The organism is Pseudomonas sp. WS 5011 (assembly GCF_012985775.1).
GTDB lineage: Bacteria > Pseudomonadota > Gammaproteobacteria > Pseudomonadales > Pseudomonadaceae > Aquipseudomonas > Aquipseudomonas peli.
This window is the reverse complement of sequence record NZ_JAAQXA010000011.1, coordinates 49066-74236: the sequence shown is the minus strand read 5'-3', so window position 1 is coordinate 74236 and position 25171 is coordinate 49066. Positions and strand designations below refer to the sequence as shown.

30 protein-coding genes are annotated in these 25171 nt (G+C 63.0%); 20 read left to right on the top strand and 10 right to left on the bottom strand.

The features are described from left to right. Nucleotides 1-32 precede the first annotated feature (32 nt). On the bottom strand, nt 33-686 hold the full coding sequence (locus HBN63_RS13440; protein ID WP_170049773.1) for a GntR family transcriptional regulator: 654 nt from the start codon (nt 684-686) through the stop codon (nt 33-35). A gap of 123 nt (nt 687-809) precedes the next feature. Beyond that, the gene (locus HBN63_RS13435) at nt 810-1580 is read right to left on the bottom strand and encodes an SDR family NAD(P)-dependent oxidoreductase (RefSeq protein WP_170049772.1); all 771 of its coding nucleotides are present in this window, start codon (nt 1578-1580) and stop codon (nt 810-812) included. A 122-nt stretch (nt 1581-1702) separates the two neighbouring features. On the opposite strand from HBN63_RS13435, the gene HBN63_RS13430 reads away from it, so the two are divergent. The 6 genes from HBN63_RS13430 (at nt 1703) to HBN63_RS13405 (ending at nt 7941) form a co-directional block, all read left to right on the top strand. Then, complete coding sequence (locus HBN63_RS13430; RefSeq protein ID WP_170049771.1) at nt 1703-3094, top strand: aspartate aminotransferase family protein; 1392 nt, start codon at nt 1703-1705, stop codon at nt 3092-3094. A 90-nt stretch (nt 3095-3184) separates the two neighbouring features. Beyond that, nucleotides 3185-4552 carry a glutamine synthetase family protein gene (locus HBN63_RS13425; protein WP_170049770.1) on the top strand — a complete coding sequence of 456 codons (1368 nt, stop codon included), beginning with the start codon at nt 3185-3187 and terminating at the stop codon, nt 4550-4552. A 55-nt stretch (nt 4553-4607) separates the two neighbouring features. Further along, entirely contained in the window at nt 4608-5339 is a 732-nt protein-coding gene (locus HBN63_RS13420; protein ID WP_170049769.1) for a transporter substrate-binding domain-containing protein, read from the top strand. Between the two features lie 63 nt (nt 5340-5402). Continuing rightward, a complete protein-coding gene (locus HBN63_RS13415) occupies nt 5403-5888 on the top strand; it encodes an acyl-CoA thioesterase (RefSeq protein ID WP_090250937.1) in 486 nt (161 codons plus the stop codon). A gap of 64 nt (nt 5889-5952) precedes the next feature. Next, the gene (locus HBN63_RS13410) at nt 5953-7491 is read left to right on the top strand and encodes a sensor domain-containing diguanylate cyclase (protein WP_170049768.1); all 1539 of its coding nucleotides are present in this window, start codon (nt 5953-5955) and stop codon (nt 7489-7491) included. A 48-nt stretch (nt 7492-7539) separates the two neighbouring features. After that, nucleotides 7540-7941, top strand: coding sequence for a DUF3301 domain-containing protein (locus HBN63_RS13405; RefSeq protein WP_170049767.1), 402 nt, complete (start codon nt 7540-7542; stop codon nt 7939-7941). Between the two features lie 6 nt (nt 7942-7947). Here HBN63_RS13405 and HBN63_RS13400 read toward each other — a convergent pair whose 3' ends face one another. Then, complete coding sequence (locus HBN63_RS13400) at nt 7948-8307, bottom strand: hypothetical protein (RefSeq protein ID WP_170049766.1); 360 nt, start codon at nt 8305-8307, stop codon at nt 7948-7950. 5 nt (nt 8308-8312) lie between these two features. After that, nucleotides 8313-9191 carry an alpha/beta hydrolase gene (locus tag HBN63_RS13395; protein WP_170049765.1) on the bottom strand — a complete coding sequence of 293 codons (879 nt, stop codon included), beginning with the start codon at nt 9189-9191 and terminating at the stop codon, nt 8313-8315. 114 nt (nt 9192-9305) lie between these two features. Here HBN63_RS13395 and HBN63_RS13390 point away from each other — a divergent pair, with 114 nt between their 5' ends. Next, a complete protein-coding gene (locus HBN63_RS13390) occupies nt 9306-9665 on the top strand; it encodes a hypothetical protein (protein WP_170049764.1) in 360 nt (119 codons plus the stop codon). On the opposite strand, the gene HBN63_RS13385 is transcribed toward HBN63_RS13390, so the two are convergent. Next, entirely contained in the window at nt 9585-10622 is a 1038-nt protein-coding gene (locus HBN63_RS13385) for a CobW-like GTP-binding protein (protein WP_170049763.1), read from the bottom strand. The genes HBN63_RS13390 and HBN63_RS13385 overlap by 81 nt on opposite strands. A gap of 144 nt (nt 10623-10766) precedes the next feature. On the opposite strand from HBN63_RS13385, the gene HBN63_RS13380 reads away from it, so the two are divergent. Further along, nucleotides 10767-11120, top strand: coding sequence for an NADH:ubiquinone oxidoreductase (locus HBN63_RS13380; RefSeq protein WP_170049762.1), 354 nt, complete (start codon nt 10767-10769; stop codon nt 11118-11120). A 134-nt stretch (nt 11121-11254) separates the two neighbouring features. On the opposite strand, the gene HBN63_RS13375 is transcribed toward HBN63_RS13380, so the two are convergent. The 3 genes from HBN63_RS13375 to dksA are packed head-to-tail and all read right to left on the bottom strand — an operon-like array spanning nt 11255 to nt 13544. Continuing rightward, nucleotides 11255-11899 (bottom strand): DUF1826 domain-containing protein, encoded by a 645-nt coding sequence (locus HBN63_RS13375; protein WP_167144157.1) that lies wholly within the window; start codon nt 11897-11899, stop codon nt 11255-11257. Further along, nucleotides 11899-13104: a zinc metallochaperone GTPase ZigA gene (gene zigA, locus HBN63_RS13370; protein ID WP_170049761.1), complete on the bottom strand. Its 1206-nt coding sequence runs from the start codon at nt 13102-13104 to the stop codon at nt 11899-11901. The genes HBN63_RS13375 and zigA overlap by 1 nt, the downstream gene beginning before the upstream one ends. 14 nt (nt 13105-13118) lie before the next feature. After that, entirely contained in the window at nt 13119-13544 is a 426-nt protein-coding gene (gene dksA, locus HBN63_RS13365; protein ID WP_170049760.1) for an RNA polymerase-binding protein DksA, read from the bottom strand. 75 nt (nt 13545-13619) lie between these two features. Between dksA and folE2 the strand changes: the two genes are divergently transcribed. The 12 genes from folE2 to HBN63_RS13305 all read left to right on the top strand — a co-directional run bounded on the left by folE2 (nt 13620) and on the right by HBN63_RS13305 (nt 22544). After that, nucleotides 13620-14516 (top strand): GTP cyclohydrolase FolE2, encoded by an 897-nt coding sequence (gene folE2, locus HBN63_RS13360; RefSeq protein ID WP_170049759.1) that lies wholly within the window; start codon nt 13620-13622, stop codon nt 14514-14516. Then, nucleotides 14513-15184: an ATP-binding cassette domain-containing protein gene (locus HBN63_RS13355; protein ID WP_170049758.1), complete on the top strand. Its 672-nt coding sequence runs from the start codon at nt 14513-14515 to the stop codon at nt 15182-15184. The genes folE2 and HBN63_RS13355 overlap by 4 nt, the downstream gene beginning before the upstream one ends. Before the next feature lie 41 nt (nt 15185-15225). Continuing rightward, the gene (locus tag HBN63_RS13350) at nt 15226-16047 is read left to right on the top strand and encodes a metal ABC transporter permease (RefSeq protein ID WP_160090072.1); all 822 of its coding nucleotides are present in this window, start codon (nt 15226-15228) and stop codon (nt 16045-16047) included. A gap of 9 nt (nt 16048-16056) precedes the next feature. Next, nucleotides 16057-16929, top strand: a complete 873-nt coding sequence (locus HBN63_RS13345) for a metal ABC transporter substrate-binding protein (protein ID WP_170049757.1) — start codon at nt 16057-16059, stop codon at nt 16927-16929. Continuing rightward, nucleotides 16926-17333 (top strand): phosphoribosyl-AMP cyclohydrolase, encoded by a 408-nt coding sequence (gene hisI, locus HBN63_RS13340; protein WP_170049756.1) that lies wholly within the window; start codon nt 16926-16928, stop codon nt 17331-17333. The genes HBN63_RS13345 and hisI overlap by 4 nt, the downstream gene beginning before the upstream one ends. Continuing rightward, nucleotides 17330-17578, top strand: coding sequence for a membrane protein insertion efficiency factor YidD (gene yidD / locus HBN63_RS13335; RefSeq protein ID WP_167144170.1), 249 nt, complete (start codon nt 17330-17332; stop codon nt 17576-17578). The genes hisI and yidD overlap by 4 nt, the downstream gene beginning before the upstream one ends. Then, nucleotides 17571-18911 carry a dihydroorotase gene (locus HBN63_RS13330; protein WP_170049755.1) on the top strand — a complete coding sequence of 447 codons (1341 nt, stop codon included), beginning with the start codon at nt 17571-17573 and terminating at the stop codon, nt 18909-18911. The genes yidD and HBN63_RS13330 overlap by 8 nt, the downstream gene beginning before the upstream one ends. Nucleotides 18912-19142: 231 nt before the next feature. Beyond that, nucleotides 19143-21068, top strand: coding sequence for a threonine--tRNA ligase (gene thrS, locus HBN63_RS13325; RefSeq protein ID WP_170049754.1), 1926 nt, complete (start codon nt 19143-19145; stop codon nt 21066-21068). 107 nt (nt 21069-21175) lie between these two features. Beyond that, complete coding sequence (locus tag HBN63_RS13320; RefSeq protein ID WP_170049753.1) at nt 21176-21547, top strand: hypothetical protein; 372 nt, start codon at nt 21176-21178, stop codon at nt 21545-21547. A 3-nt stretch (nt 21548-21550) separates the two neighbouring features. Next, nucleotides 21551-21733: a DUF1289 domain-containing protein gene (locus tag HBN63_RS13315; RefSeq protein ID WP_160086244.1), complete on the top strand. Its 183-nt coding sequence runs from the start codon at nt 21551-21553 to the stop codon at nt 21731-21733. Nucleotides 21734-21837: 104 nt separating this feature from the next. Next, on the top strand, nt 21838-22311 hold the full coding sequence (locus tag HBN63_RS13310; RefSeq protein WP_170049752.1) for a GNAT family N-acetyltransferase: 474 nt from the start codon (nt 21838-21840) through the stop codon (nt 22309-22311). Beyond that, a complete protein-coding gene (locus HBN63_RS13305) occupies nt 22308-22544 on the top strand; it encodes a hypothetical protein (protein WP_170049751.1) in 237 nt (78 codons plus the stop codon). Before HBN63_RS13310 ends, HBN63_RS13305 begins: the two co-directional genes overlap by 4 nt. A gap of 88 nt (nt 22545-22632) precedes the next feature. Here the strand turns inward: HBN63_RS13305 and HBN63_RS13300 are convergent, their stop codons facing one another. Together HBN63_RS13300 and HBN63_RS13295 are read right to left on the bottom strand one after the other, a co-directional pair. Continuing rightward, nucleotides 22633-24561, bottom strand: a complete 1929-nt coding sequence (locus HBN63_RS13300) for a DUF2207 domain-containing protein (RefSeq protein ID WP_170049750.1) — start codon at nt 24559-24561, stop codon at nt 22633-22635. Between the two features lies 1 nt (nt 24562). Next, nucleotides 24563-25129: a LemA family protein gene (locus HBN63_RS13295; RefSeq protein WP_170049749.1), complete on the bottom strand. Its 567-nt coding sequence runs from the start codon at nt 25127-25129 to the stop codon at nt 24563-24565. Between the last annotated feature and the right edge of the window lie 42 nt (nt 25130-25171).

Below are 25171 nucleotides of genomic sequence, written 5' to 3'. Positions count from 1 at the left end.
GGTGCACCCGCTGCCAGCAAGGCAGCGTCCACTCAACGCTGGCCGGATTCCAGATCAAGCAAATTGAGAAGAAAGCGCGCGAAGTAACTCAAGTCTTGTTCCATGGCCTGGCGCGCAGCCTTGGCATCACCGGCTTCGATGGCGGTAAAGGCCTCTTCGTGAAAGTCGTTAAGGCGCAACGACAGGTCCGCACCCGTAAACAGCTGGTTGAAAAACGGCCCAACCTGCAGCCACAACGACTCAATGCTGCGCAACAGCACTGGGTTGCCACAGGCGCTGTAGAGGTGCAGATGAAACTGGCTGTTGGCATTCAGGTAAGCCTGCACCTGGCGCTGCTCGATGGCTTGATCCATGCGCGCCACACAGTCACGCAGCTCAGCCAGGTCGGCCGGCGTCAGGCGCGGAGTGGCCAGTTCTACAGCCAGGCCTTCGAGCCCCAGACGCACCTGAAAAATGCTCTGATAACGCTCGCGGGTCATCGGTGGCACTCGTACCGAGCGCTGTGGCTCGCCTTCCAGCGCACCCTCAGCGACCAGGCGCTGCAAGGCGGCGCGTACCGGCATCGGGCTGGTGCCCCACTCGGCCGCCAGATCACGAATTTTCAAGCGTTCACCGGGCTGGAAGCGCCCAGCCAGCAGGCCTTCACGAATACGTTGGTAGAGTTGATCTTGCAGGTTATCGGCCATGGTTCAGCAGCATCCTTGTGCCGGCGGTGCAGGGAGTTGGGCAAGTGTCAGCGAGCAGTTACGCATGGGTATTCCTTCTAACGAAGAGCGCCGCAATTGAGCGGCGGCATGAATTTTACTGGTTCACGGCGCCTTGTTCTCGACCAGGCAGTTACCGCCATCCACCACCAGCACTTCACCGGTGATGTAGCTGGCCTCCGGCGAGGCAAGGAAGGCTACCGCCGCTGCCACTTCGTCAGGCCGACCGGCGCGACCCAGCGGGGTGTACTCGGCGGCATGGCGTTCTTCGTCGGTGCTGGAGCCGGTGGCTATCCAACCCGGCGCCACGCTGTTGACCGTAATGCCCTGCTTGGCCACTTCCAGCGCCAGCCCCATGGACAGGCCGAGCATGCCAGCCTTGGCCGCGCTGTAGGCCGCCTCACCAGGGTTGCTGCCACGGGTGCCGGTGGTCGAGCTGATATTGACGATGCGCCCGTAGCCGCGCGCACGCATGCCTGGCAGCACCGCGCGCGTGAGCAAAAAAGCAGTGCCGAGGTTGCGCGCGATAGACAGGTTCCAGGTCGCCAGATCCATGTCCGCCAACTCGGCAAACGGCTCGGGGCTGCCCTGCATGGCCATGCCGGCATTGTTCACCAGAATGTCGATCTGCCCCCACTGCGCCTGCGCCCAGTCGAGCAATTCGCCGACCTGCTGCTCATTGGTCAGGTCAGCGGCGCGACCCCGTGCTTCAATACCTTCTGCACATAGTTCAGCGACCCGTTGCTCGACCCGCGCACTGCTGGCGGTTAATAACACTCGTGCACCGGCACGGCCCAGCCGGCGCGCGATCGCAAGACCGATACCGGATTCACTGCCCGCGCCGCTGATTAACGCAACGTGCTGTTGAAAGACCATTTCATAGAGCCCTGTGATCACAAATATGGCGATAATCTAGCAATAAAGCCTAATCAAACCAACGCTTGAGTTTTCTGTGATCACAAAATAGCATGTGCAGATATTCGAACGAGGTGTTCAACATGACTGCCAGTGGTATCCACCCATCCGCCGTAGAAACCTTCGCCCAGCGTGAGCGTGAGCGCTTTATCGCGCGCAATCCAAAATCCGTGGCACTGGCCGAACGTGCGCGCCACTCACTGTACGGCGGCGTGCCAATGCACTGGATGGCCGACTGGTCGACCCCGGTGCCGCTGTTTGTCGAACGGGCCAAGGGGGCGCGCTTCTATGACGTGGACGGTCATGAGTACATCGATTTCTGCCTGGGCGACACCGGCACCATGTTCGGCCACTCGCCAGACCCGATTGCCAAGGCCATTGCCGAACAGGGTAACAACGGCCTGACCACCATGCTGCCGGGCGAAGACGCCGTAGTCTGCGGCGAGCTGCTGGCCGCGCGCTTCGGCCTGCCGTTCTGGCAGGTCACCGCCACCGCCACCGATTCGAACCGCTACGTGCTGCGCTGGGCCCGCGCCATTACCGAACGCAAGACCCTGCTGGTGTTCGACGGCTGCTACCACGGCACGGTGGACGACGTAATGGTGCGCTGCATCGACGGCGAAACCGTGCCGCGCAGCGGCTTGGTCGGCCAAGCCTATGACCTGACCGAGTACAGCCGCTCGATCCCGTTCAACGACGTGGCTGCGCTGGAAGCGGCGCTGGCTAAAGGCGACGTCTGCGCCCTGCTCTGCGAGCCAGCCATGACCAACATCGGCATGGTCCTGCCCGAGCCGGGCTTTATGCAGACGTGCCGCGAGCTGACCCGCAAATACGGCGCGCTGCTGATCATTGACGAAACCCACACCATCTCCACCGATATGGGTGGCTGCACGAAGCTGTGGAACCTCGACCCGGACTTCTTTGTGGTCGGCAAGCCGATTGCCGGCGGCGTGCCTTGCGGCATCTTCGGCTGCAGCGCAGCGATGGCCGAAGCCATGACCGCCGCGCGCAAACGCGCCAGCGAAGGCAGCCATGGCCACGGTCACAGCGGCATGGGCACCACCCTGTCGGCCAACGCCCTGGCCATGCACTGCATGCGCGCCAACTTGGAAGAGGTGATGACCCCGGCCGCCTACGCACACATGCTACCGCTGGCCAAGCGCCTGGCCGACGGCTTCCGCACGCTGATCAGCAAGCACGACCTGCAATGGTCGGTGACCGAACTGGGCGCGCGCAGTGAGTTCCAGTTCTGCCCGGTGTCGCCGAAGACCGGCGCCGAAGCCGAAGCAGCGTTCCACGACGAGCTGCAGATGGCCCTGCACCTGTACCTGATCAACCGCGGCATCCTGATCACGCCCTTCCATAACATGACCCTGTGCTGCCCAAGCACCACAGCGGACGATGTGGACAAGCTGATCAGCATGCTCGACCAGGCCCTGACCGAACTGCTGGCCATCCCCGGCGCCCGCGAGTAACTCATCGATCAGCCTGTAGGAGGGGCTTCAGCCGCAACAATCGCCGCTAAAGCGCCTCCCACGAAATGACGACTCACTGTGAGAATCACCATGCAATTCGCCAATCCCCAGGAAGCCCGCGATTTCCTTACCGCCCACCCCGACGTGCGCCTGATCGAACTCATGTTGATCGATGCCAACGGCATCCCGCGCGGCAAGCTGCTGCACCGCGATGAACTGCTGGCCATTTATGAGAACGGCCGACCGCTGCCCAGCTCGATCCTGGCATTGACCATTCAGGGCGAGGACGTGGAGGAAAGCGGCCTGGTCTGGGAAGTCGCCGATGCCGACTGCTGGACCTACCCGCTGCCCGGCAGCCTGACCCTGCAACCCTGGCGCACCACGCCCACCGGTCAGTTACAGGTGAGCATGCATCCGACCCAGGGCCTGCCAGCCGCACCGGCCGACCCACGGCATGTGCTGGTGCGCGCCATCGACCGGCTCAAGGCTGACGGCTACCACCCGGTAATGGCGGTCGAGCTGGAGTTCTACCTGCTGGACAAGACCCGCGACGCCAATGGCCGTCCGCAGCCGGCGCTGCAAGCCAACGGCGTGCGCCCGCAGGCACCGCAGGTGTATGGCGTGCTGGAGCTGGAGCAGCAGCAAGCCTTCCTCGACGACCTCTACGCCGCCTGCGAAGTGCAGGGCCTGCCAGTGCGCACCGCGATCTCTGAATACGCGCCAGGCCAGCTGGAGCTGACCCTGGAGCACCGCTTCGACGCGTTGCAAGCGGTGGATGAAGGCGTGCGCTACAAGCGCCTGGTCAAGGGCGTGGCCAACAAGCACGGGTTGCAGGCCTGCTTTATGGCCAAGCCGTTCGGCGACCTGGCCGGCAGCGGGATGCACATGCACGTCAGCCTGGCCGACGCCGACGGCAATAACCTGATGGCTTCCGAAGACCCACACGGCACGCCGCTACTCAAGCACGCCATCGGCGGCATGATGGCCACGCTTAACGACGCCCTGGCGATCTTCTGCCCCAACGCCAACTCCTTCCGCCGCTTCCAGGCCAACAGCTACGCGCCGCTGGCCAAGAGCTGGGGCGTGAACAACCGCACCGTGTCGTTCCGCGTGCCCGGTGGCCCGGCCAAGAGCCGACATGTGGAACACCGCATCTGCGGCGCCGATGCCAACCCATACCTGGCGGCGGCGGCAATCCTCGCCGGCATACACCACGGCATCCGCAACCAGATCGATCCGGGCGAGGAAATCATCGGTAATGGCTATGAGCAGGCCCGTGAAACCCTGCCTACCGACTGGTTGACCGCCCTGCGCGCGCTGGAGAACTCGGCCTGGGCCAAGGACGCACTCGGCGAGGACTTCCTCAAGGTGTTCCTGGCGATCAAATGGAACGAGTTCCGCCAGTTTATGGGCGAAGTCGGCGAGCAGGATTGGCGCTGGTACCTGACCCACGCCTGACGACAACGGCCGCGCAGGCTACGCTGTATTGGATCTGAGCACCCTGGAGTGGCCCATGCGCCTCTGCATTATCCTGGTCTGCTGGCTGTACAGCGTAGTTGCCCTGGCCGAGCCGCTGCGTGTTGGCCTGGAAAACCACGACTACTACCCCTACTACAAGGCTCTAGAGGGGCAGGCCTACGACGGTTACTGCATCGCCCTGCTGCAGGCCTTCGCCAAGCACGAAGGCCTTGAACTGGAGCTGCGCCCGCAACCGGTCAACCGTCTGTACCGCAATATGCTGGGTGAACATAGCCTCGACCTGCTGTTCCCCGATAATCCGGCCTGGCCCCGTAAAGCCCGTGACGGCCAGCCGCTGTATTACAGCCAAGCCGTGGTGGAGATCGTCGACGCCACCTTGGTGCGCCGCGAGCAGCTCGCTCAGGGCCTGAATGCGATCAAACGGGTGGGTATCGTGCGCGGCTTTACCGCCGAAGCCTGGCAACCGCTGCTGGATCAACACAGCATCGAACTGGTGGAAGTGCAGGACATCCAGAGCCTGATCCGCATGCTCGAACGGGGCCGCCTGGATGCCATCTACGCCAACCCGCAGGTGGTGGAACACCATATGCAACTGCTTGGCATCGCCCCGCAGCAACTGCAGCGTGACCCGCAATTACCGCAGATCACCACCAGCTTTCACCTGAGCAGTTACCGGTATGCCCAGCTGATCAAACGCTTCGACCACTTCCTGATCGAGCAGGCCCCCATGCTCAACCAGCTGCGCCAGCAGTTCGACTTGCCCTGATCAACCGCGCGGGCCTGCCCCTGCACCTGCTATGGTTGCCACAAACCCAGCACAGAGCCCGCTATGGAACCCGGAAACGCCCAGCTGTCGATGACCGTACTGATGACCCCGGACATGGCCAACTTCTCCGGCAATGTTCACGGCGGCACCCTGCTCAAATACCTCGATGAAGTCGCCTACGCCTGTGCCAGCCGTTTTGCCGGGCGCTATGTGGTCACCTTGTCGGTGGATCAGGTGATCTTTCGCGAGCCCATCCATGTTGGCGAACTGGTGACCTTCCTCGCCTCGGTCAATTACGCCGGGCGTACGTCGATGGAAGTCGGCATCAAGGTGATCACCGAAAACATCCGCGAACGCTCGGTGCGTCACACCAACAGCTGCTTCTTCACCATGGTGGCGGTGGATGAACAGGGCAAGCCGGTGCCCATTCCCGCCCTGGAGCCGACCACTGCGGACGCCTTGCGGCGACAGCGCCAGGCCCTGCAACGACGGCAGATCCGCCACGAACTGCAACAGCGCTACCAGGCACTGAACGAAGAAAAAAGCTGAACGAGCAGACAACATCACACGCCAGCGGCACAATTACGCCCCGTGCATAACACCGAGTAAGGCCATGGAAAGCCTGTATTTCTCCCCCATGCTGCTGGGCCTGAACCTGATGCTGGCGAGCGCCATTGCCTGCAGCGGGCTCTGGTATTTCTCCCGCCCCTACCGGGGCCCCGGTTTGTGGATGCTGGGCAGCTGGACCCTGATCATCGGCATCCTGCTGTTCATGGGTTTTATGGCCAGTGGCAGCAAACTGCTGAATATTCTTGGCAATGCCCTGCAACTGGCCGGCGAGGCGATCATCCTGCTCGGCGTGTTCCGCTTTCTCGGCCTGCCGCTGCCCTGGTGGACTGTCCCCGCCAGCGCCGGATTGATGAGCCTGGCCCTGAGCTGGCACTGGTGGCTCAGCCCCATCAACTCGGAATACCTCGTCACGCTGTACGCCGCCATTGGCGGCCTGCTGCCCCTGCAAGCCTGCTGGGCGCTATGGCGTGCGCCCAGCGAGGTGGAACTGCGCGGCGTCTGCCAGTTTGTTGCCATCGCCTTGCTGGGTTATGCCCTGGTCACCTTGCTGCGCGGCGTGGTCGGCCTGCACGATGGCCTGCAAGGCATCGTCCATGACGACGTCACGCGCTCGGTAAGCTACCTGCTGCCCTACAACTTCGGCATTCCCCTGTGGCTTATGGCCTTGGTCGGCCTGGTGCTGCTGACCATGCGCCGCATCCTCGCCGACAGCCAGCGTAATGCCCAGCAGGCCGCTGCCAACGCCGAACGTTTCGAACGCCTGATGAGCGTGAGCAACGCCGGGGTGATGGTGCTCGACGGCGAACGCATCATCGACAGCAACCCCAAGCTGGAACAGCTGTTTGCGCAAACCCGTGAGCAACTGCTCGGCCAACCGCTATCGCGGCTTTTCGACAGCAGCAGCCAACAGCCGCTCAGCGAACTGCTGCAACAGGCTGATGGCCGTCCGCACGACCTGCTTGCTCAACGTGCGGACGGCCAGCCATTCGCCGCCGAGCTGAGCATCGCGCGCCTGGCCGAAGCGCAGCAGCAGGTCGCCGAGATCCGCGATGTCAGCCAGCGCAAGGCCCTGGAAGAACAGCTGCGCCAACTCGCCACCACCGACCCGCTGACCAGCGCCCTGAATCGTCGTGCCTTCCAGCAACGCGCCGAGCACGAACTGCAGCGCAGCCAGCGCCAAGGCACGCCGCTGTGCCTGGCGATGCTCGACCTCGATCACTTCAAACGGGTCAACGACCAGTACGGCCATGCCGTCGGCGATCAGGTGCTGGTAGCCTTCAGCGAACTGTGCCGACAGCAGGCGCGCAGCACCGACCTGTTCGCCCGCTTCGGCGGTGAAGAATTCGTCATCCTCCTGCCCGACAGCGACCTCAACGCTGCGCAACAGCGCCTGGAACGGCTACGCAGCACCCTGCAAACGCAGCCCCTCGCCACCGCTCAGGGCCAATTGCACGCCACCGTCAGCATGGGCCTGACCTGCGCTCGTCCCGGCGACAGCCTGCAACAGCTGCTGCAACGCGCGGACACCCAGCTCTACAACGCCAAAGCGCAGGGGCGAAACCGTATCTGCGTGGATGCGTAAGCGAACGACAGGCTCTGTTAAGCTCAGCCTCCTGCCGCCGGAGCCGCCATGATCGACCTCTTCGATGTATTTCTGCTGATGCTGTTCGCCACTGCGTGCGCCTGGCTGTGGCATGCCCATGGTCTGCGTGAACACGCACTGGGGTTGGTGAAACAACATTGCGCCAAATCCGACATCGAGTTGCTGGATGAGAATGTCGCCCTGCGACGGCTCACCCTGTTACCCGATGCACGCGGGCGCAAGCGCCTGGCGCGGGTGTATGGCTTTGAATTCACCGTCACCGGCGAGCAGCGGCATGTCGGCAGCATCACCCTGTTTGGCAAACAGCTGGGACGTATCGAACTGGCGCCGCACCCTTTCCGTGAACCGCCGGCACCCAGCGCTCAGGTGATTGAGATGCAGCAGTGGCGCAGTCAGCGTCAGGATTCAGACAACAACACGCCGCATTAAGGCCGACTAGTTAAAATCCCGATCAGCCAGAAAGGCCAAGATCTGCTGCCATTCAGCGCGACAGCCGTAGGTCATCGGCCGGCGTAGCACGCGGCATTTCAACCGATGCCAACGCCCGCCCGACTGATTGCGCCGGCAACCCGCAAACAGCCATTGCGCCTCGAACCCCTCCCACACCCCGGCGACGGCCCAGTGGTTAAGCCAGACCTGCGGTGCAACCTCATACGCGTAGATCTGCTGCAATTCATCCAGGCTCAAACCACTGGCGCGCAGCCGCGTGGCGATAGATCGGAGCGCCGTCTCATCCAGCTCAGTGTCCAGCCACAGCTCGGAGAGCGCCAGCCAGGCATCCTCACGGCAGCTCATCGGGCTTAATCGCGCTGCAACAAAAAATGCGTAACCCGCGCGGCGCTGTCGGTCGGGTGCTCCTGCATAAAGCAGTGTCCGCCGGGTACCACATGGGCGCTGACCTGGGCGTTACTGGCGCACCAACGTGCCACCGATTTGGCGACAAAGGGGTAGCTGCGCTCGCCATAAAGAACCTGCGTCGGCGTCGTCACCTTGGCCAGTGACGGCCACAGGCGCTTGGGAAAGGAGCTGAAAATATCGGCTTCGCGACTTGGCCGGCAACGCAGTTCGGCGCCCTTGTCGCTGTCTTTCAAGGCATGCTGGATATACGCGGCAAACGCTTCTTCGGTCCAGCCACGGAACATCCCACGGCCATGCAATGCGTCATACGCAGCGGCGCGATCTGGCCAGCTGCTGCGGCGCTTGAGCGCCTTGCTGGCCAAGGTTGTGCGCCGGCTCAGGCCCACAACATCGGACAACGCCATAACGCCGATCATCGCTGGGCTGAACAGCACCGGATCAAGCAACACCGCACGCTGAAACAGTTGCGGTTGCTGGGCCAGGATCAGGCTGGTCAACACCCCGCCAAAGCTGTGACCCAAGGCATAAGCCGGCGCACCGCCAAACCGCTCACGCCCGGCGTTAAAAGCTTCTACCGCCAGTTCGGCGCTGCGGTTCCAACCGTGGAAGCGGCCACCGTGATCACTCTCACCATGCCCCTGTACATCGCATAACCACAGGTCGAAATCCTCGACCAACAGCGCCAGCAGTGGTGTGTAGACCCGCCCGCAGTAGCCGTTGCCATGCAGAAAATGCAGCACGGGCTTGCCCGAAGGCGGTGAATGCCAACCGCGCAAGGTAAAGCCGGCGCTGCTGTCGTGTGACCAGGGGTGGAGATGCATGAGCGTGCCTTGCGTGATCGTATTCAGGTGGGGATTATCCGCATCGCCAGAGGACTCGTCAGTTCTATCTGACTCCGGCATCCTGGCCGCAGACCTATCAGGGAGGACGTCAGGGTGTTTGTTTTACTGGAATCCAGCCATGCAGGCTTTATCGAGCACCTGCAAGAACAACTCAGCAGCGCCGGCATCAACTGCCATGTACTGGACATGGGACGCGCCGCAGATGGCGAACTGCACTTTGCTATTCGCCTGCCGCTTTACAGCCAGATGAGCCACGCTCGGCACCTGCTGTACCGCGACAGGCTATTTGCCCTGCGCATCGACCCTGCGTTCCGCCAAGAGTGGCATGCACTGCGCGAAGCCCCCAAACAGCAGGCGTTGCAGTGGCTCACCTCACCCCTGGCTTTGCGTATCAGCGCCCTGGCTGTGCTGATTCTGCTGTTCGGCAGCCTGGCCGAAATGCTCTGGCGCTAATGCACAGGCCGCGAACCCGGCCTGCAACGCCGACACCTCCTGCGCTTCGCTGAAGATCAGTTCCAGCCGCGAGTCCTTGCGCCATTCGCTGTTTTGCCAATGCAGGGCATCACCGTTGAGGGCGTTGGCGGACAGCCAGCCGGCGTTGGTGTGCAGCACCAGCTTGGCGCGGCGCCAGGACAAGCTGCTCAGCCACTGTTGTACGCGCAGCAGCTCAAACTGCTGGCTGGGGTGCCAGCGCCAACCGATGCTCCAGCCTTCAGCCTGCTGTTGCACCTGGCAGATCGGCTCGCTTGAGCTGCGCCACAGTTGCGGCAATGGCGCAGCTGCCGTGGGCAGGTTATCCGGCATAGCGTCGCCATCGGCATGGGCGCTAAAGCCGGGCAGCGCTGCGAGCGGCAATGCACCCTGACTGGTCCAGTAAATCGGGCGAGCGGGCAGTTGCGCCTGGATGCGCGCCTTGGTGGCTTCATCTAGGTCTTCGGCCTTGTTCAACAGCAGCAGCCCGGCGCGGCTAAGCGTCGTCTGCTGGCTCTCCGGCAGCGCTTCACCCGCAGCCAGCGCCTGCGCGTCCAGCACCAGCAGCGGTGCCTGCACCGCCAAAACCCCAGCCCAGGGCATTTCACGCAGTTGCTCAAGCAGTACCAGAGGATGGCCGAGGCCGGACGGTTCGATCAGTAGGCGATGCGGTTTGGCTTTGCGCAACAGCCGGCCGAGGCCAACCTGAAACGGCACGCCGTTAACGCAACACAGGCAACCGCCCGCCACTTCGCCCAGGGCCACGCCATCATCGTCTGTAGTCAGTAAAGCGGCATCCAAACCAACCAGGCCGAACTCATTGATCAGCACTGCCCAGCGCTCGTGCGCCGGGCGCTGCGCCAGCAGGTGGCGGATCAGACTCGTCTTGCCAGAACCGAGCGGCCCGGCAATTACATGGGTGGGGATATTTTTCAGCATGATCGGCGCGGGCCATTGTCCATCGAGAAGAAGATTTCAGCTGCGGCCATTCTAACGGCGTACAGCATCGGAGGATGCGGCCCTACGCAGACTGATTAAAAACAGCGTGCTAGAGTCGCCGGCATATTTTCAGAGGGTCAATGGATGCGCGTTTTTCTGCTGCTGAGCCTGTTCATATTGTCCGGCCTGGCCTGGGGTGAAGCCTGTGTGGTGCATAGCCAGGCCGAGCGCCTGGATGTGAAGGTCTGCCAGCAGAACCGTAGCATCCCGCCCAACCTGTTCCGCACCGGTTTCTGCCAGCCGCAGCTGCAGGGGCAGAAGGTCGAGGTGGAGTTTGTCGAGCAGTGCCCGATGGGCTCCTTCGGCGTATGCCGTAATTCAACGGTGGGCGGCACGCCCTATAAGCAGGATGTGCACTACTACGGCGTGGCCAGCGACGCCACCTACCTCAAGCCCTTCTGCGAGCAGCAGAGCAAGGGTGTATGGATGGCGCGCTAACCGTCATCAAAGCGTAATCCTGTCTATGTTCTATTTGGCCTTGGGTACCTCACCCCTGCATGCCGGGTCACGCGCCGGTGTGCCTTTCTGGTGCTTAAGGCTGCTCTCCCGCAGCCTATTTTTTTGCCTGGAATTTAAGCCAGCCAATCCAGGGTCAAGAGCAATCGCCGCTCACCGGCCGGTGGTTGCGGCGAGCGATGGATCAAGCCGCCGCCCTCATTGCCTATCCATTTCTCACCCTTGGCCAGCAGCACATGGCCAGCCTCGGCGCGCTGGATCACGGCCGGATCGCTCGGCTCAGCGCCAGGGTCGCCCAAGCGGCGGCGCGCCATCACGCCTTCTTCCAGCCACTCACTACCGACCCCGGCGTAGCTGGTAATCAGCCGCACCGGCACGTGGTCAACGTGAAAGCGCGGGCACATGGCCTTGTCGAGAATACGCAGGCGCAGGCCGATGCGTTTGGCATCGAACAGGCAGGCGAAAGCACTGATCAGCCAACTAACGTCCTGCAAAAAAGCCGCCTGCCCCGGCAGATCGCTGTAACCATCGACCAGGCCACTCAGGTTCGGCTCACTCTCCGGGCTGGCCAACTCCAGCACCATGGAGTGGCCCAGCGGTTCGCCCTGAGCCAGCAAAGCGCTGGCGAAATCACTGATCTGTGCCGGCAACTGGCGTTGCCAGACGGCCAAGTTGACCTCGTCACGCAGTACATCGCCAAGCACATCAATCTGTTCGCTGCTGACCTGCTGCAGCGGATGGCGCAGCACAGGCGCGAGCATCAGGCAGCTTCCTCATGCCAGGGGCCAAACGGGTCGGGCAGCGCCTGCCAGGCATCGACGCCCAGGGCCATTTCCGCATCGGTCAGCAGGCAGGCATCCAGTTCGGCGGTTAGTTGAGCGAAGTCGATGTTCTGGCCGATAAACACCAACTCCTGACGGCAGTCGCCGGTTTGCGCCTGCCAGTTTTTCATAATCGCCTGCAGCCCTTCTTCGTCGGTCGGCCATTGCGCCTTGGGTACGAAGCGCCACCAGCGCCCGGCAAAGCCGTGACGCATCAAACCGCCCGCCTGGGACCAGCTGCCGGCCTCCTGGTATTTGCTGGCCAGCCAGAAAAAGCCCTTGCTGCGCAGCAAACGACCATTGGTCCATTCGCGGTTGATGAAGTTGAAGAAGCGCTCGGGATGCAGCGGCCTGCGTGCACGGTAAGCCGTTGAAGCAATACCGTATTCCTCGGTTTCAGGAATGTGTTCACCGCGCAACTCTTTAAGCCAGCCCGGTGCCTGGGCGGCGCGCTCGAAGTCGAAGCGGCCGGTGTTGAGGATTTTCTCCAGCGGCACCGCGCCCATGGTCATCGGCACAATTTCGGCGTGAGTGTTGAGGCCCTTGAGGATGGCCATTAGCTCTTCGCGCTCGTGGCTGCTGATCAGGTCGATCTTGCTGATCAGCAGCACATCGGCGAATTCCACCTGCTCGATCAGCAGGTCGGTGATCGAGCGCTCGTCCTCCTCACCGAGGGTTTCGCCACGGCTGGCCAGGCTTTCGGCCTCATGGAAATCGCGCAGAAAGTTCACCCCGTCGACCACCGTTACCATGCAGTCCAGGCGCGCCACATCGGCCAGGCTCTGGCCGTCCTCACCACGGAAGGTAAAGGTTTCCGCCACCGGCAGCGGTTCGCTGATCCCAGTGGATTCGATGAGTAAGTAATCGAAACGCCCATCGCGGGCCAGGCGGCCGACTTCTTCCAGCAGGTCTTCGCGCAGGGTGCAGCAGATACAGCCGTTGCTCATTTCCACGAGCTTTTCTTCGGCGCGGTTCAGGCTGACATCGCGCTGAACTTCGCTGCCATCGATATTGATCTCGCTCATATCGTTGACGATTACCGCCACCTTTAAACCCTGGCGGTTTTTCAGAATGGCGTTAAGCAGGGTGCTTTTACCGGCGCCGAGAAAGCCGGACAACACGGTTACGGGAAGACGATTGGTCATGGTTTCAGGCTCCATCAGAATTCTGCGTGGCGCAGGTGTTTTTCGCGTTGTTCCTGACGCTCTTTGGCTTCGATGCACAGGCTGGCGGTAGGCCGTAGCAACAGGCGCTTGAGGCCAATCGGCTCGCCGGTCTCCACGCACCGGCCGTATTCACCACGGGCCAGCCGCTCAAGGGCTTCGTCGATTTTGTCGAGCAGCTTTTTTTCCCGCTCCAGCAAGCGCAGTTGCCACTGACGCTGTTCTTCGGCGCTGCCAATGTCAGCGGGATCGCTGCTGGTTTCGCGCTCGCGCAGGCCTTCGAACTCTTCGGCAATGCGCGTTTGCAGCTCGCCGCGCTGGGTGAGCAGCAGCGCGCGGAAGAACTGCTGCTGCGCGGCATTCATGTAGTCATCTGCCGGCTGGGCGAGCAGTTCGGCGTGGGTAAGCGGCGTTTCGGTCATCGTCAGGATTCGCTGGCTTTGTAATTTACTTGTTATAACATAACATTTAAACCCACAACCGAGCGCCGATTTCTGATGAACGCACTGACACTGCCGGACATAGCCGCGCAAACGCCCGCCCATGAACAAGCCCTAGACTGGGTTGGCATGCAGGGCATCGCGTTGCCGGTGAACCTGGCCGGGCAACGCATTTATGCCAGAGCCGATGTCGGGGTTAGCCTGGATGATGACAATGCCCGCGGCATCCATATGTCGCGCCTATACCTGGCGCTGCATGCGCTGGAACAGCGCGAACTGAACCCGACGACGCTGCGAGAGTTACTGGGCGAGTTTCTCGACAGCCATCAGGGTTTGTCGCAGCAGGCATCGATTACCTTGCGCGGCGAGGCCTTGCTCAACCGCCCAGCACTGGTCACTCCCCTCTCAGGTTGGAAGGCCTACCCCTTCGAAGTGCGTGCACGCCAGGATTCATGGGGGTTTCACGTGGAACTACAGGTAGAAGTGACCTATTCCTCGACGTGCCCCTGCTCAGCCGCGCTGGCCCGCCAGTTGATTCAGCAGCAATTCGCTCACGACTTCGCCAACCAGCCGCTCAGCCATGAACAGGTGCTGGCATGGCTCGGTTCGCCTCAAGGCATCGTTGCCACCCCACACAGCCAGCGCAGCTACGCCACCTTGCAGGTGCGCTTGCACGCCGACAGCACAGCATTGCCGCTGGTGGAGCTGATCGACGCCGCCGAACAGGCCCTCGGCACCGCCGTGCAGACGGCGGTAAAGCGCGCCGATGAGCAGGCCTTCGCCCTGGCCAACGGGCAAAACCTGATGTTCTGCGAAGACGCTGCCCGCCGCCTGCACAGCGCCTTGAGCGAACAACCGGCCTTCAGCGCCTTTCACCTGCGCGTGGTGCACGCGGAAAGCCTGCACGCCCACGATGCGGTTGCTGTCAGCCGTTGGAACTGGAGCCCGGCATGATCCACTGCCACAACCTGCAATGGGGCCCTGCCGGCCAGCCGCTGACTCCGCCGCTTAATCTGCACTTAGCCCGTGCCAGCCTGACCGGGGTGATCGGCAGCAACGGCTGTGGCAAAAGCAGCCTGCTCAAGGTCATCGCGGGCATCATTCAGCCCTTGCGCGGGCAGGTCGAACTGGCCGTGCCGCGCCTGGGTGGCGTGGCCTATCTGGTGCAGCAGCAGGCGCTGGACCGGCAATTCCCGATCACCCTGCAGGAGTTGGTCAGCGCCGGGTTGTGGCGCAACCGCCTAGGTCGCCCGCAACGTCAGGCGCGCTTAGAGCAGGCATTGGCCGACTGGGGGCTGAGCGAGCTGCACCAGCACAGCCTGCAAGCGTTGTCCGGCGGTGAATTGCAGCGCGCCCTGCTCGCCCGCCTGAGCCTGACCGATGCGCAGGTGCTGTTGCTCGACGAACCCGAAGCGGCGCTGGATGAACACGGTCTAACTCTGCTCTGGCAGCACATCGCCCGCTGGCAGGCAGCGGGCCGCACACAGATTGTCGTCAGCCATTCCCTCAGTCACATGAGTCAGCACTTGGACAACGCCCTGCTGGTGTCGCGCAGCGGCTGCATCTTCGCGCCGATTCGCGAGCTGATGGGCCAACACTCGCCGCTGGAGCACGTGGCGTGAGCCTGGAACTGCTGTGGACGCCCTTCGTCGAGTTCGCCTTTATGCGCCGCGCGTTACTGGGCGGCGTGGCGCTGGCGATCAGTGCCGCACCACTGGGTGTGTTTCTGGTGTTGCGGCGCTTGAGCCTGATGGGCGATGCGATTGCCCACGGCATCTTGCCTGGCGCGGCAGTGGGCTTCTGGCTGTTTGGCCTGAGCCTGCCAGCGTTGACGATTGGCGGGCTGGTCGCTGGCCTTGGCATGGCCGGAATCGCCGCCTGGGTGACGCGGCGCACCGGCCTGCGTGAAGACGCCAGCCTGGCCGCCATTTACCCGATTTCGCTGGCCAGCGGCGTGTTGCTGCTGGGTCTGGCCGGGAACAAGCTCGACCTGCTGCACCTGCTGTTCGGCTCGGTGCTGGCCGTGGACCCGCCCACCCTGAACGGCATGTTGCTGGTGTCCATCGGCAGCCTGTTGCTGCTCGCCCTGATTTACCGCTGGCTGCTGATGGACAGCCTCGACCCACTGTTTCTCGGCGGGGTCAGCCGCTTCGGGCCGCTGGCCTACGGTCTGTTTCTGGGTTTGGTGGTGCTCAATTTAGTGGTCGGTTTTCAGGCCATCGGCGCGCTGATGGTGGTCGGGCTGATGATGTTGCCAGCAGCCGCCGCACGTTTCTGGAGCCGCCGCCTGCCGCGCATGTTGCTGCTCGCCGCACTCACCGGCGCGGTCTGCGTCTGGCTTGGGCTGCTGCTCTCCTACTACGCCAACCTGCCGAGCGGCCCGTGCATCGTGCTGCTCGCTGGCCTGGCCTACATCTGTTCCGTACTGCTCGGGCCGCTAAATGGCCTGCTGCGCCGCCAACTCCGTTTATCGCCTGCTCATTGAGGAACCACCATGCGCATCCTGATTGCCCTGCTAACCCTAAGCCTTAGCCTTTGCGCCAACGCCGAGGACAAACTCAAGGTTGTTACCAGCTTCAGCATTTTGGCCGACATTACCCAGCAAATTGCCGGAGATAAGCTAGAGCTTCGCAATCTTGTCGGTGCCGATGCCGACGCTCACATCTACCAACCCAGCGCCGAAGACGCCAAAGCGGTGTTCGCCGCCGACCTGATTATCGCCAACGGCATGGGCTTCGAGCCGTGGCTGGCGCGCCTAATCGACAGCAGCGAAGCGCCTGGCACACGCATTGATGCCAGCGCCGGAGTGCTGCCGCTGATGCTCGATGAGGACGGTCAGCAGGTAGCCGACCCGCATGCCTGGCAGAACCTGGCCAATGCCGAAATTTACGTGCAGAACATCGCCAAGGCGCTGGTCCAGGCCGACCCGAACAACGCCGCGCATTACAACGCCGGGCGCGATGCCTACCTGACGCAGATCCGCAGCCTGCTAGCAGAAGCCAAGACCGGTTTGGGCCAGTTGCCCCCGGCGCAGCGCACCATCATCACCAGCCATGACGCCTTCGCTTACCTGGGCCAGGCCTACGGCCTGAAATTTATCGCACCCCAGGGCCTGAGCACTGCAGACGAGCCCTCGGCCGCCGAAGTGGCCGCACTGATCCGGCAGATTCGCGCCGACGGAGTAAAAGCCGTGTTTGTGGAAAACATCCGCGATCCTCGCCTGATTGAGCAGATCGCGAACGAGGCTGGAGCCAAGATCGGCGGCACCCTGTACTCCGATGCCCTGGCCAACGAAGGCCCTGCCAGCACCTACCTAGGCATGTACAAGTACAACCTCGACACCCTGCTGGCCGCGCTCAACCCATGAGCCTATGGCTTGAACTGGAGCAGGCCGGACTGGACGAGAGCCGCCCGCTGGCCGCCGTGCTGGAGGCCATCCCCTGGAATGCTGAAGGCCTGATCGCCGCCATCGCCCAGCAACACGACAACGGCGAGGTGCTGATGCTGGCCTGGATGAACCGCACCGCGCTGGAAGAAACCCTCGCCAGCGGCCAGGTCTGTTACTGGTCGCGCTCGCGCCAGCAACTGTGGCGCAAGGGCGAAACCAGCGGCCACCGGCAACGGCTGATCGAAGCGCGGCTGGACTGCGACGGCGACGCCCTGCTGCTGCTCGTTGAGCAACAGGGCCCGGCCTGCCACACCGGCCGACCCAACTGCTTTTACAACGCCATCCGCGACGCGCAGGTGAGCGTGATTAGCGTGCCGCAATGAAACGCCTGCTGCTGGGCCTGGTGCGGTTTTATCAGTACCTGATCAGCCCGTTGCTCGGGCCGCGCTGCCGCTTCCACCCCAGCTGTTCGCAATACGCCGTCGAAGCACTGGAACGCTACGGCGCGCTGCGCGGCAGTTGGCTGGCCCTGCGCCGCTTATTGCGCTGCCATCCCTGGCATCCGGGCGGCTACGACCCGGTCCCACTGCCCCATACACACTGCCCGCGAGAGCATCACCATGACTGACCTGCTGATCCGCAACGCGCGCCTGGTAAACGAAGGCCGTGAGTTTGAGGCCGACTTGTCAGTGCGCCACGGCCGTATAGAGAAAATCGTCAGCAGCCTGACCGGCGTGAATGCCACGGTTGAGATCGACGCCGCCGGGCAATTTCTGCTGCCGGGGATGATCGACGATCAGGTGCACTTCCGTGATCCCGGTGCGCCGAACAAGGGCAGCTTCGCCACGGAATCGCGGGCGGCCGTGGCCGGCGGCATCACCAGCGTCATGGACATGCCCAACACCAACCCGCCGACCCTTAACCTGGAGGTGTTGGAAGCCAAAGAGCGGCGCGCCGCCAACTGCTCGAAAACCAACTTCGGTTTCCACTTTGGCGTCAGCCAGGACAACCTCGACATCGTCGCCGCGCTCGACCCCAAACGCGTGGCAGCAGTTAAGGTGTTTATGGGCGCCAGCACCGGCAACATGCTGGTCGATGACCTGCCCTCGCTGGAACGGCTGTTCCGCGATTGCCCGACCATCCTCCTCACCCACTGCGAAAACACGCCGCGCATCCGCGAACGCGAACAGCAATGGCAGGCACAGTACGGCGAGCAGATTCCCGCCGAGCAGCATCCGCTAATCCGAGATACCGAGGCCTGCTACCAGTCCTCCAGCCTCGCCGTCAGCCTGGCGCAGCGCTTTGACACCCAGCTGCACGTGCTGCACATCACCACCGCCCGCGAGCTGAGCCTGTTCCAGCCAGGCCCCCTGGCCGGCAAGCAGATCACCGCCGAGGTCTGCGCGCACCACCTGTATTTCGATGACCGCGACTACGCAGCGCTCGGCCACCTGATCAAGTGCAACCCGGCGATCAAGACCCAGGCCGACCGCGATGCCCTGCGCCAGGCCCTGCTGTGTGGGCGGTTGGACATCATCGGCACCGACCACGCCCCGCACACCCTGGAAGAAAAACAGCGCCCCTACCTGCAGGCGCCGTCCGGCCTGCCGCTGGTGCAACACGCTCTGCCCGCCCTACTGGAACTGGTGGCGGACGGCCTGCTGCCCCTGAGCACCTTGGTCGAGAAAACCAGTCATGCCGTGGCGCAGCGTTTTGCCATCGAGCAGCGCGGCTACCTGCGCGAAGGCTACTGGGCCGACCTGACCCTGATCGAGCGCCTGCGCGAACCGCGCCCGGTGGAAGCCGACCCAACGCTCGCCCACTGCGGCTGGACACCCTTCAAGGGCCGCGCCTTCCGCCATGCAGTGCGCACCACCATCGTTTCCGGCCAACTGGCCTGGCATGACGGCCAGGTGCAGGACGACTGCGAGGGCTTGCCGCTGCGCTACCAGCGCGGCTGAAAAACGACCGAATAAGACCGCTTTGTAGGGTGGGTTAGCGGCGCCAAGCTACAAACGATCAGACACCGCCATCGTGGCGCGCCGCGTAACCCACCAGGCGATATCCCTGCGTTGCACCAATGGTGGGTTACGCGGCGCACGGACTAAGTGGTGGCCGCCATAGCTGCGCCTTTGCGCCGCTAACCCACCCTACGAATTTCACCTTTAACCGACCCTGATTAGAGAACCGATATGCCCAGCATCACCCTGCCCGACGGCAGCCAACGTCATTATTCCCACCCGCTAAGCGTGGCCGAGGTAGCAGCCGATATCGGCCCCGGTCTGGCCAAAGCCGCATTGGCTGGCCGTCTGAATGGCCAACTGATCGACACCAGCGCCCTGATTGACCACGACGCCCAGCTCAGCCTGATCACCGCCCGCGACAGCGAAGGTCTCGAGCTGCTGCGCCACTCCTGCGCGCACCTGCTGGCCATGGCCGTAAAGCAGCTGTACCCGAGCGCTCAGGTGACCATCGGCCCGGTGATCGAAGACGGCTTTTTTTACGACTTTGCCTTCGAGCGGCCCTTTACCCCCGACGATCTCGAACGCATCGAAGCGCGCATGTTGGAGCTGGCCGCTGCCGATCTGCCGGTCAGCCGCCGCGAGCTGCCGCGTGATGAAGCCATCGCCCATTTCGAGGCCCAAGGCGAGCACTACAAGGCCGAGCTGATCCGCGACATTCCCGCAGGCGAGATGCTGTCGCTGTACCGCCAGGGCGACTTCGAAGACCTCTGCCGCGGCCCGCATATTCCGCGCACCGGCCATCTGCAGGCGTTCAAGCTGACCAAGGTGGCCGGTGCCTACTGGCGCGGCGATGCGAAAAACGCCGCGCTGCAACGTATCTACGGCACCTGCTGGGCGACGCCGAAAGAACTCAAGGCCTACCTCACCCGCCTGGAAGAAGCCGGCAAACGCGACCACCGCAAGCTCGGCGCCCAGCTCGACCTGTTCCACTTCGACGACTGCGCCCCCGGCTCGGTGTTCTGGCACCCCAAGGGCTGGACGCTTTTCCAACAGCTGATCAACTACATGCGCCAGCAGCAGGACGCCGCCGGCTATGTCGAGGTCAACACCCCGGACGTGATGGACCGCAGCCTCTGGGAAACCTCCGGGCACTGGTTCAACTACCGCGAGGCCATGTTCACCACCACCACCGAAGACGAACGCGTGTTCGCCCTCAAACCAATGAACTGCCCCGGCGCGGTGGCGCTCTACGCCCGTGGCCTGAAGAGCTACCGCGACCTGCCGCTGCGCATGGCCGAATTCGGCAAGGTGCACCGCTACGAACCCTCCGGCGCGCTGCACGGCCTGCTGCGCGTGCGTCACTTCACCCAGGACGATGCGCACATCTTCTGCACCGCAGCGCAGATGGAGCAGGAATGCGCCGACACCATCGCCCTGGTGTTCGCCATCTACCGCGACTTCGGCTTCAACGAAGTGGCGGTCAAGCTGTCCACCCGCCCGGCCAACCGCATCGGCAGCGACGCCACCTGGGATCAACTGGAAGGCGCACTGTCCGGCGCGCTGCAACGGATGAACATCGACTACCAGCTCAACCCCGGCGAAGGCGCCTTCTACGGGCCGAAACTGGAGTTCGTGCTGCGCGATGCGATCGGCCGCGACTGGCAGTGCGGCACCTTGCAGGTGGACCTCAACCTGCCAGAGCGCTTCGACATCAGCTACGTCAACGAACAGGGCGAACACGAACGTCCGGTGATGTTGCACCGTGCCCTGTTCGGCTCGCTGGAGCGCTTTACCGGCATCCTGATCGAGCAATACAGCGGCCTGTTCCCGCTGTGGCTGGCGCCGCAGCAGGCTGTGGTGCTGACCATCTCCGAAGGCCAGAACGACTTTGCCCGCCAGGTGCTGGCCAGACTCAAGCGCGCCGGCCTGCGCGCGGCAGCCGACCTGCGTAACGAGAAAATCGGCTACAAAATCCGCGAAGCCACCCTGCAGAAAGTGCCCTACCTGCTGGTCATCGGCGAGCAGGAAAAAGCCGAAGGCCGCGTCACCCTGCGCAGCCGCGCTGGCGACAACCTCGGCAGCCTGACGCTGGCTGAGCTGGTCGAGCGCTTGCGCACCGAGGCAAGCATGCCCGGCCAGACCGCGACAGACTAATCACATGCTGTTCGGTAGGTTGCTGGCGGTGCACCGCTTAGCAACCTGCATAAATCCATGGGCCAGGCGTTATCCTGTACGGCCGCCCGACACCAACAAGGAGCCCCATGAGCCTGACCAAGCGCGAGCAAAGCCGAATCGAACGGACGCTGGCAGCGACCCTCACCGACGCCTGCGAAGCCGCCAAGGCTGAGATTGTCGGCTTCGAGTGGCTGACCCATGACGTCGACTACCAGCGTTTCCCGGCCAGCCTGCGGGTGATCTGGGTGTTCGCCAGCCAGGCGGAACAGGACGCCGCCATCGCCAAGGGCCAGGAGCGCCTGATGCAAGCACTCACCGCTGCCGCCTTGCAGGCCGCCGACATTGCACTCGAGAACCCGGCCGTCCAGGTCCGCCTCGACAATGAACAACAGTGCCTGAGGGTCGACGGCGGCAACTGGCAACAACGCCTGACGCGCCAACGTTCGAGCAAGCACTAAGGCATGGCCAAGGAGATTGAGAACCCCTGTATTTCCGTCTGCCAGTTGAGTGGTGACCTGTGTCTGAGCTGCGGGCGCAGCAAGGCTGAGATCAAGCAATGGAAACGCATGAAGCGCCCGGAAAAGATGGCCGCCGTGCAGCGCGCCAGCCAACGCCTGAAAAGTCTGAACAAGAATAAATCCTGAAAGCTCCAACCCTGACGCAACCCATCCACTTGAGCAATACGCCGCTGCACGCCGACAATGCTTAGCACTCATAGCGACAGACGCGCCGAATGCCCAGCCCCTCCATGATCCATCTGCGAGCCTACCAACCTCAGGATTTACCCACCCTGGTCGCACTGTTTCAGGCATCGGTCAGCCAGTTGACCACTCAGCACTACGACGCAGCGCAGCGACAAGCCTGGTCTCCCGAGGTTGCATACCTATCGGTCTGGCAAACACGTTTGGCGTCACTTGAGTTGCTTATCGCCGAAGATGGCAGCGCCATAGCCGGCTTTATCGGCTTTAGCCTGGATGGGCATATCGACCTGCTGTACTGCGCGCCCGCTTATGCCCGCCAGGGTGTGGCCAGCGCCTTGTATGCCGCAGCTGAGCAGCGCCTGCGGGCGGCCGGCACCCGCGAGCTGTTTACCGAAGCCAGCCTAGTGGCCCAGGCTTTTTTTGCCGGTCAGGGATTTTCTGTGCAGCAGGCACAGACGGTGACGCGCGGCACTGTTAACTTGCCGCGCATGCTGATGCGCAAAACTCTGGAGCTGCGATGAACACCCTGACGATTATCGTGCTAACCGCCGTGGTGCTGGCCGCCTGCGCCCTGGCACTGTGGAGCTGGTACAACCAGCGCAAACTGGAAAAACTCGATGAGCGGATCAACCGGCAGAGCGAGCTGATCGCACAACTCGACAGCGTGCTGGAAAACCCGCAGCTCAGCGAAGCCGAGCAGCTAGAGAAAAGCGAAGTCTTGCTGGCCAAGCTGCAGGAAACGCGCAAGCCGTAGTGTTGTGACAGTTTCCGCACACCTGTAGGAGCACGCCATGCGTGCGAATCGCGGGCATGGCCCGGCTCCTACAGCAGCACTTGGCTCTCTACCAACCGCCGCCTCCCCCGCCACCGCCGCCACCGCCTGACGAACCACCGCCGGATGAACCGCCCCCACCTGACGAGCTGCTCGACGGTGGCGATGAAGCCAGTGCCGTGGCGCTGCTAAGGCCGGCAGCCAGGGCGGCGCTCATGGCCAGCGGTGTGCTGAATGAGCTGCGGCTGTGGTACCAGTCGGGCTGATAGTCACGCTGCGCCGGGTCGATCAAGCCATTAGCCAACGCCGTGCTGAAGCGCGCACTCCACTTGTCCTCCACACCGAGGGCCATGGCGTAAGGCAGGTGCTTTTCGTACAGCGCAATGCTCATCGCCGGGGCATTGCCGGCCAGGGCCAGTGCGTCACTTTCCGCCAGTTGCAGGTAGTCACGGTAGCCTTCCAGCTGATCGAGCAGTCGCCGCCCTTCAACCGATGGTGCCGGCAGCAGGTAATAGAACAGCACCACCACCAGCACATACACGCAGAGCAGCAGCAAGGCCGGCACCGACGCCGCATCACTGAGCATCCACAAGCCAATCGGCACTGGCCAGACAAACATCAACCCCGCCAGACCCAGACCGATCTGCTTGCCCAAGCTGGGCTGATTCCAGGCCATGTACAGCACAAACAGCCACGGCACGCCAAAGCCCAGGGTGAACACCACGCCGGCCAGGCCGACAGCCACATCGTCCTCATTACGCGCGCCGGTCAGCACCATTACTAGGCAGCCAACCAGCGCCCAGATCAGGCCCCAGGTCCAGATGCCACGGTTATTGCTGAACCAGGCCTTGCCCTGGGTTTGCAGCTGGGTTTTCAGCCCAGCCACGGCATCGGCCAGGCGCGGCTCGTAGTCGCTGCCAATCTCCAGGGCGATGCCTTCCTTATTGGCGGGAAACAGGCGCTTGCGCAGGTCGCGATCACCCTCACTGAAGTCAGCGCGCTCACCCGTGCCGCGGGCCAGGCTAAAACCGCCACCGCGCGGCTTGTCTTCAAGATGCAGGTGCTTGCGGATGGCCATATCGGTGAGCCACACACTGAACGCCCGCGCATCCTGATAAGCCCCTTTGAAACCGCGATGCCAGAGGTAGCCAGCCTGCACCGCGCTCATGCCTTTCGGAGCTTCGAACAGTGGAATGATCAGACCTTTTTCGGGGTCACGGCCGACCCGATCCCAGGCCCGCAGATAAAAAATCACCAGCCCGACCAGCAGCAGCGCGCCCAGGCACAGGCCAAGGTTATCCAGCAGCACCGAGCCCAGGCGCTGCGTTAGACCCGGCCGCGCCACCAGGCCGGCTGGCCAATCCACGGCGACCGTCAGGCCGTGGTAGGCCGGCAAGGCTTGGGTGGTAGTCAAGCGCAGAGTGTCGTCCCGCTGTTCGAGCACCTCATAGGCCTTGCCCTGATCACCGCCGGCTCCGGTATAGGCGGCCACATCCCCCATCCGCGCACCCGGCGGCAGTTTGACCTCGACCGAGGCCTGGAGAATCGGAAAGACCCACTGATTACCGGTGACGTTCCAGTACAGCTCATCGGTATTGAGGTGGTGCAACAGCTGGCGCTCAACCCGGTAACGCAGTTCGTACTGATAGCGTCCCGGCTGCAGCAGCTGGTTGGCCGAGCCGAGGTAATAGCGCACCCAGGTGCCGTTCTGCTCGACCCGCGCCCGCTCCGCCTGACCATCGCGGCTCACCGCAAGCAAGGTGATCGGGCTGCTCTGTAACAGGCCGAAGGGCAAGCTGTAGCTGACCGGCAGATCGCGGTAGATGCCGCGCTTGATCTGCTCACCCTCGGCCTGCACGGTAATCCGCTCGGTCACCAGCAGGTTGCCGTCCGCCTGCACCTGCAGGGTCACGGCAAAGTCTTCAATCACCTCGGCAGCGGCGGCCCACAGTGGCAGCAGGCACAGGCTCAACAGGGCAAAACGCAGCACTCGCAGCATGTCAAAACTCCATTTTTGGCGACTGGGCGTCACGCGGGTCATCCAGACTGAAGTACTCCGCCTGGGTAAAGGCAAAAGGCCCCGCCACTAGGTTGCTCGGTACGGATTCCACCAGCACATTCAACTCGCGCACCGCGCCGTTGTAATAACGCCGGGCCATCTGGATATGGTTCTCGACCTCGGTGATGGTGCGTTGCAGGTCGAGAAATTGACCATCCGCCTTGAGCGCCGGGTAATCCTCGACCAGGGCAAACAGCTGACGCAGCTGAGTACCCAGATGCGCCTCCACCGGCGCCCGCTCGCCCAGCGGCGAGTCGGCCAGCTGCACCGCACGCATACGCTCCTGCACCAGCGCCTGCAGGGTGCCCTGCTCGTAGCTCATGTACTGGCGCACGCACTCGATCAGTGCCGGAATCAGGCTGGCGCGTCGCTTGAGTTGCACATCAATGCCACTCCACGCTTCAGCCACCCGCGCGCGGTTGAACACCAGGCGGTTGTAGTAATAAATCGCCAAACCAGCGAGCGCCACCAGCAGCGCCAGCACCACCCAGAATCCTGCCCCGTGCATAACCACTCCTTGATAAAAGCCCGCTGAACGCCTGCGCTATCC

Coding starts and splice junctions, on each gene's coding strand:
- HBN63_RS13440 (WP_170049773.1), bottom strand. CDS start 686: ATGGCCGATAACCTGCAAGATCAACTCTACCAACGTATTCGTGAAGGC.
- HBN63_RS13435 (WP_170049772.1), bottom strand. CDS start 1,580: ATGGTCTTTCAACAGCACGTTGCGTTAATCAGCGGCGCGGGCAGTGAA.
- HBN63_RS13430 (WP_170049771.1), top strand. CDS start 1,703: ATGACTGCCAGTGGTATCCACCCATCCGCCGTAGAAACCTTCGCCCAG.
- HBN63_RS13425 (WP_170049770.1), top strand. CDS start 3,185: ATGCAATTCGCCAATCCCCAGGAAGCCCGCGATTTCCTTACCGCCCAC.
- HBN63_RS13420 (WP_170049769.1), top strand. CDS start 4,608: ATGCGCCTCTGCATTATCCTGGTCTGCTGGCTGTACAGCGTAGTTGCC.
- HBN63_RS13415 (WP_090250937.1), top strand. CDS start 5,403: ATGGAACCCGGAAACGCCCAGCTGTCGATGACCGTACTGATGACCCCG.
- HBN63_RS13410 (WP_170049768.1), top strand. CDS start 5,953: ATGGAAAGCCTGTATTTCTCCCCCATGCTGCTGGGCCTGAACCTGATG.
- HBN63_RS13405 (WP_170049767.1), top strand. CDS start 7,540: ATGATCGACCTCTTCGATGTATTTCTGCTGATGCTGTTCGCCACTGCG.
- HBN63_RS13400 (WP_170049766.1), bottom strand. CDS start 8,307: ATGAGCTGCCGTGAGGATGCCTGGCTGGCGCTCTCCGAGCTGTGGCTG.
- HBN63_RS13395 (WP_170049765.1), bottom strand. CDS start 9,191: ATGCATCTCCACCCCTGGTCACACGACAGCAGCGCCGGCTTTACCTTG.
- HBN63_RS13385 (WP_170049763.1), bottom strand. CDS start 10,622: ATGCTGAAAAATATCCCCACCCATGTAATTGCCGGGCCGCTCGGTTCT.
- HBN63_RS13380 (WP_170049762.1), top strand. CDS start 10,767: ATGCGCGTTTTTCTGCTGCTGAGCCTGTTCATATTGTCCGGCCTGGCC.
- HBN63_RS13375 (WP_167144157.1), bottom strand. CDS start 11,899: ATGCTCGCGCCTGTGCTGCGCCATCCGCTGCAGCAGGTCAGCAGCGAA.
- zigA (WP_170049761.1), bottom strand. CDS start 13,104: ATGACCAATCGTCTTCCCGTAACCGTGTTGTCCGGCTTTCTCGGCGCC.
- dksA (WP_170049760.1), bottom strand. CDS start 13,544: ATGACCGAAACGCCGCTTACCCACGCCGAACTGCTCGCCCAGCCGGCA.
- folE2 (WP_170049759.1), top strand. CDS start 13,620: ATGAACGCACTGACACTGCCGGACATAGCCGCGCAAACGCCCGCCCAT.
- HBN63_RS13355 (WP_170049758.1), top strand. CDS start 14,513: ATGATCCACTGCCACAACCTGCAATGGGGCCCTGCCGGCCAGCCGCTG.
- HBN63_RS13350 (WP_160090072.1), top strand. CDS start 15,226: ATGCGCCGCGCGTTACTGGGCGGCGTGGCGCTGGCGATCAGTGCCGCA.
- HBN63_RS13345 (WP_170049757.1), top strand. CDS start 16,057: ATGCGCATCCTGATTGCCCTGCTAACCCTAAGCCTTAGCCTTTGCGCC.
- hisI (WP_170049756.1), top strand. CDS start 16,926: ATGAGCCTATGGCTTGAACTGGAGCAGGCCGGACTGGACGAGAGCCGC.
- yidD (WP_167144170.1), top strand. CDS start 17,330: ATGAAACGCCTGCTGCTGGGCCTGGTGCGGTTTTATCAGTACCTGATC.
- HBN63_RS13330 (WP_170049755.1), top strand. CDS start 17,571: ATGACTGACCTGCTGATCCGCAACGCGCGCCTGGTAAACGAAGGCCGT.
- thrS (WP_170049754.1), top strand. CDS start 19,143: ATGCCCAGCATCACCCTGCCCGACGGCAGCCAACGTCATTATTCCCAC.
- HBN63_RS13320 (WP_170049753.1), top strand. CDS start 21,176: ATGAGCCTGACCAAGCGCGAGCAAAGCCGAATCGAACGGACGCTGGCA.
- HBN63_RS13315 (WP_160086244.1), top strand. CDS start 21,551: ATGGCCAAGGAGATTGAGAACCCCTGTATTTCCGTCTGCCAGTTGAGT.
- HBN63_RS13310 (WP_170049752.1), top strand. CDS start 21,838: ATGATCCATCTGCGAGCCTACCAACCTCAGGATTTACCCACCCTGGTC.
- HBN63_RS13305 (WP_170049751.1), top strand. CDS start 22,308: ATGAACACCCTGACGATTATCGTGCTAACCGCCGTGGTGCTGGCCGCC.
- HBN63_RS13300 (WP_170049750.1), bottom strand. CDS start 24,561: ATGCTGCGAGTGCTGCGTTTTGCCCTGTTGAGCCTGTGCCTGCTGCCA.
- HBN63_RS13295 (WP_170049749.1), bottom strand. CDS start 25,129: ATGCACGGGGCAGGATTCTGGGTGGTGCTGGCGCTGCTGGTGGCGCTC.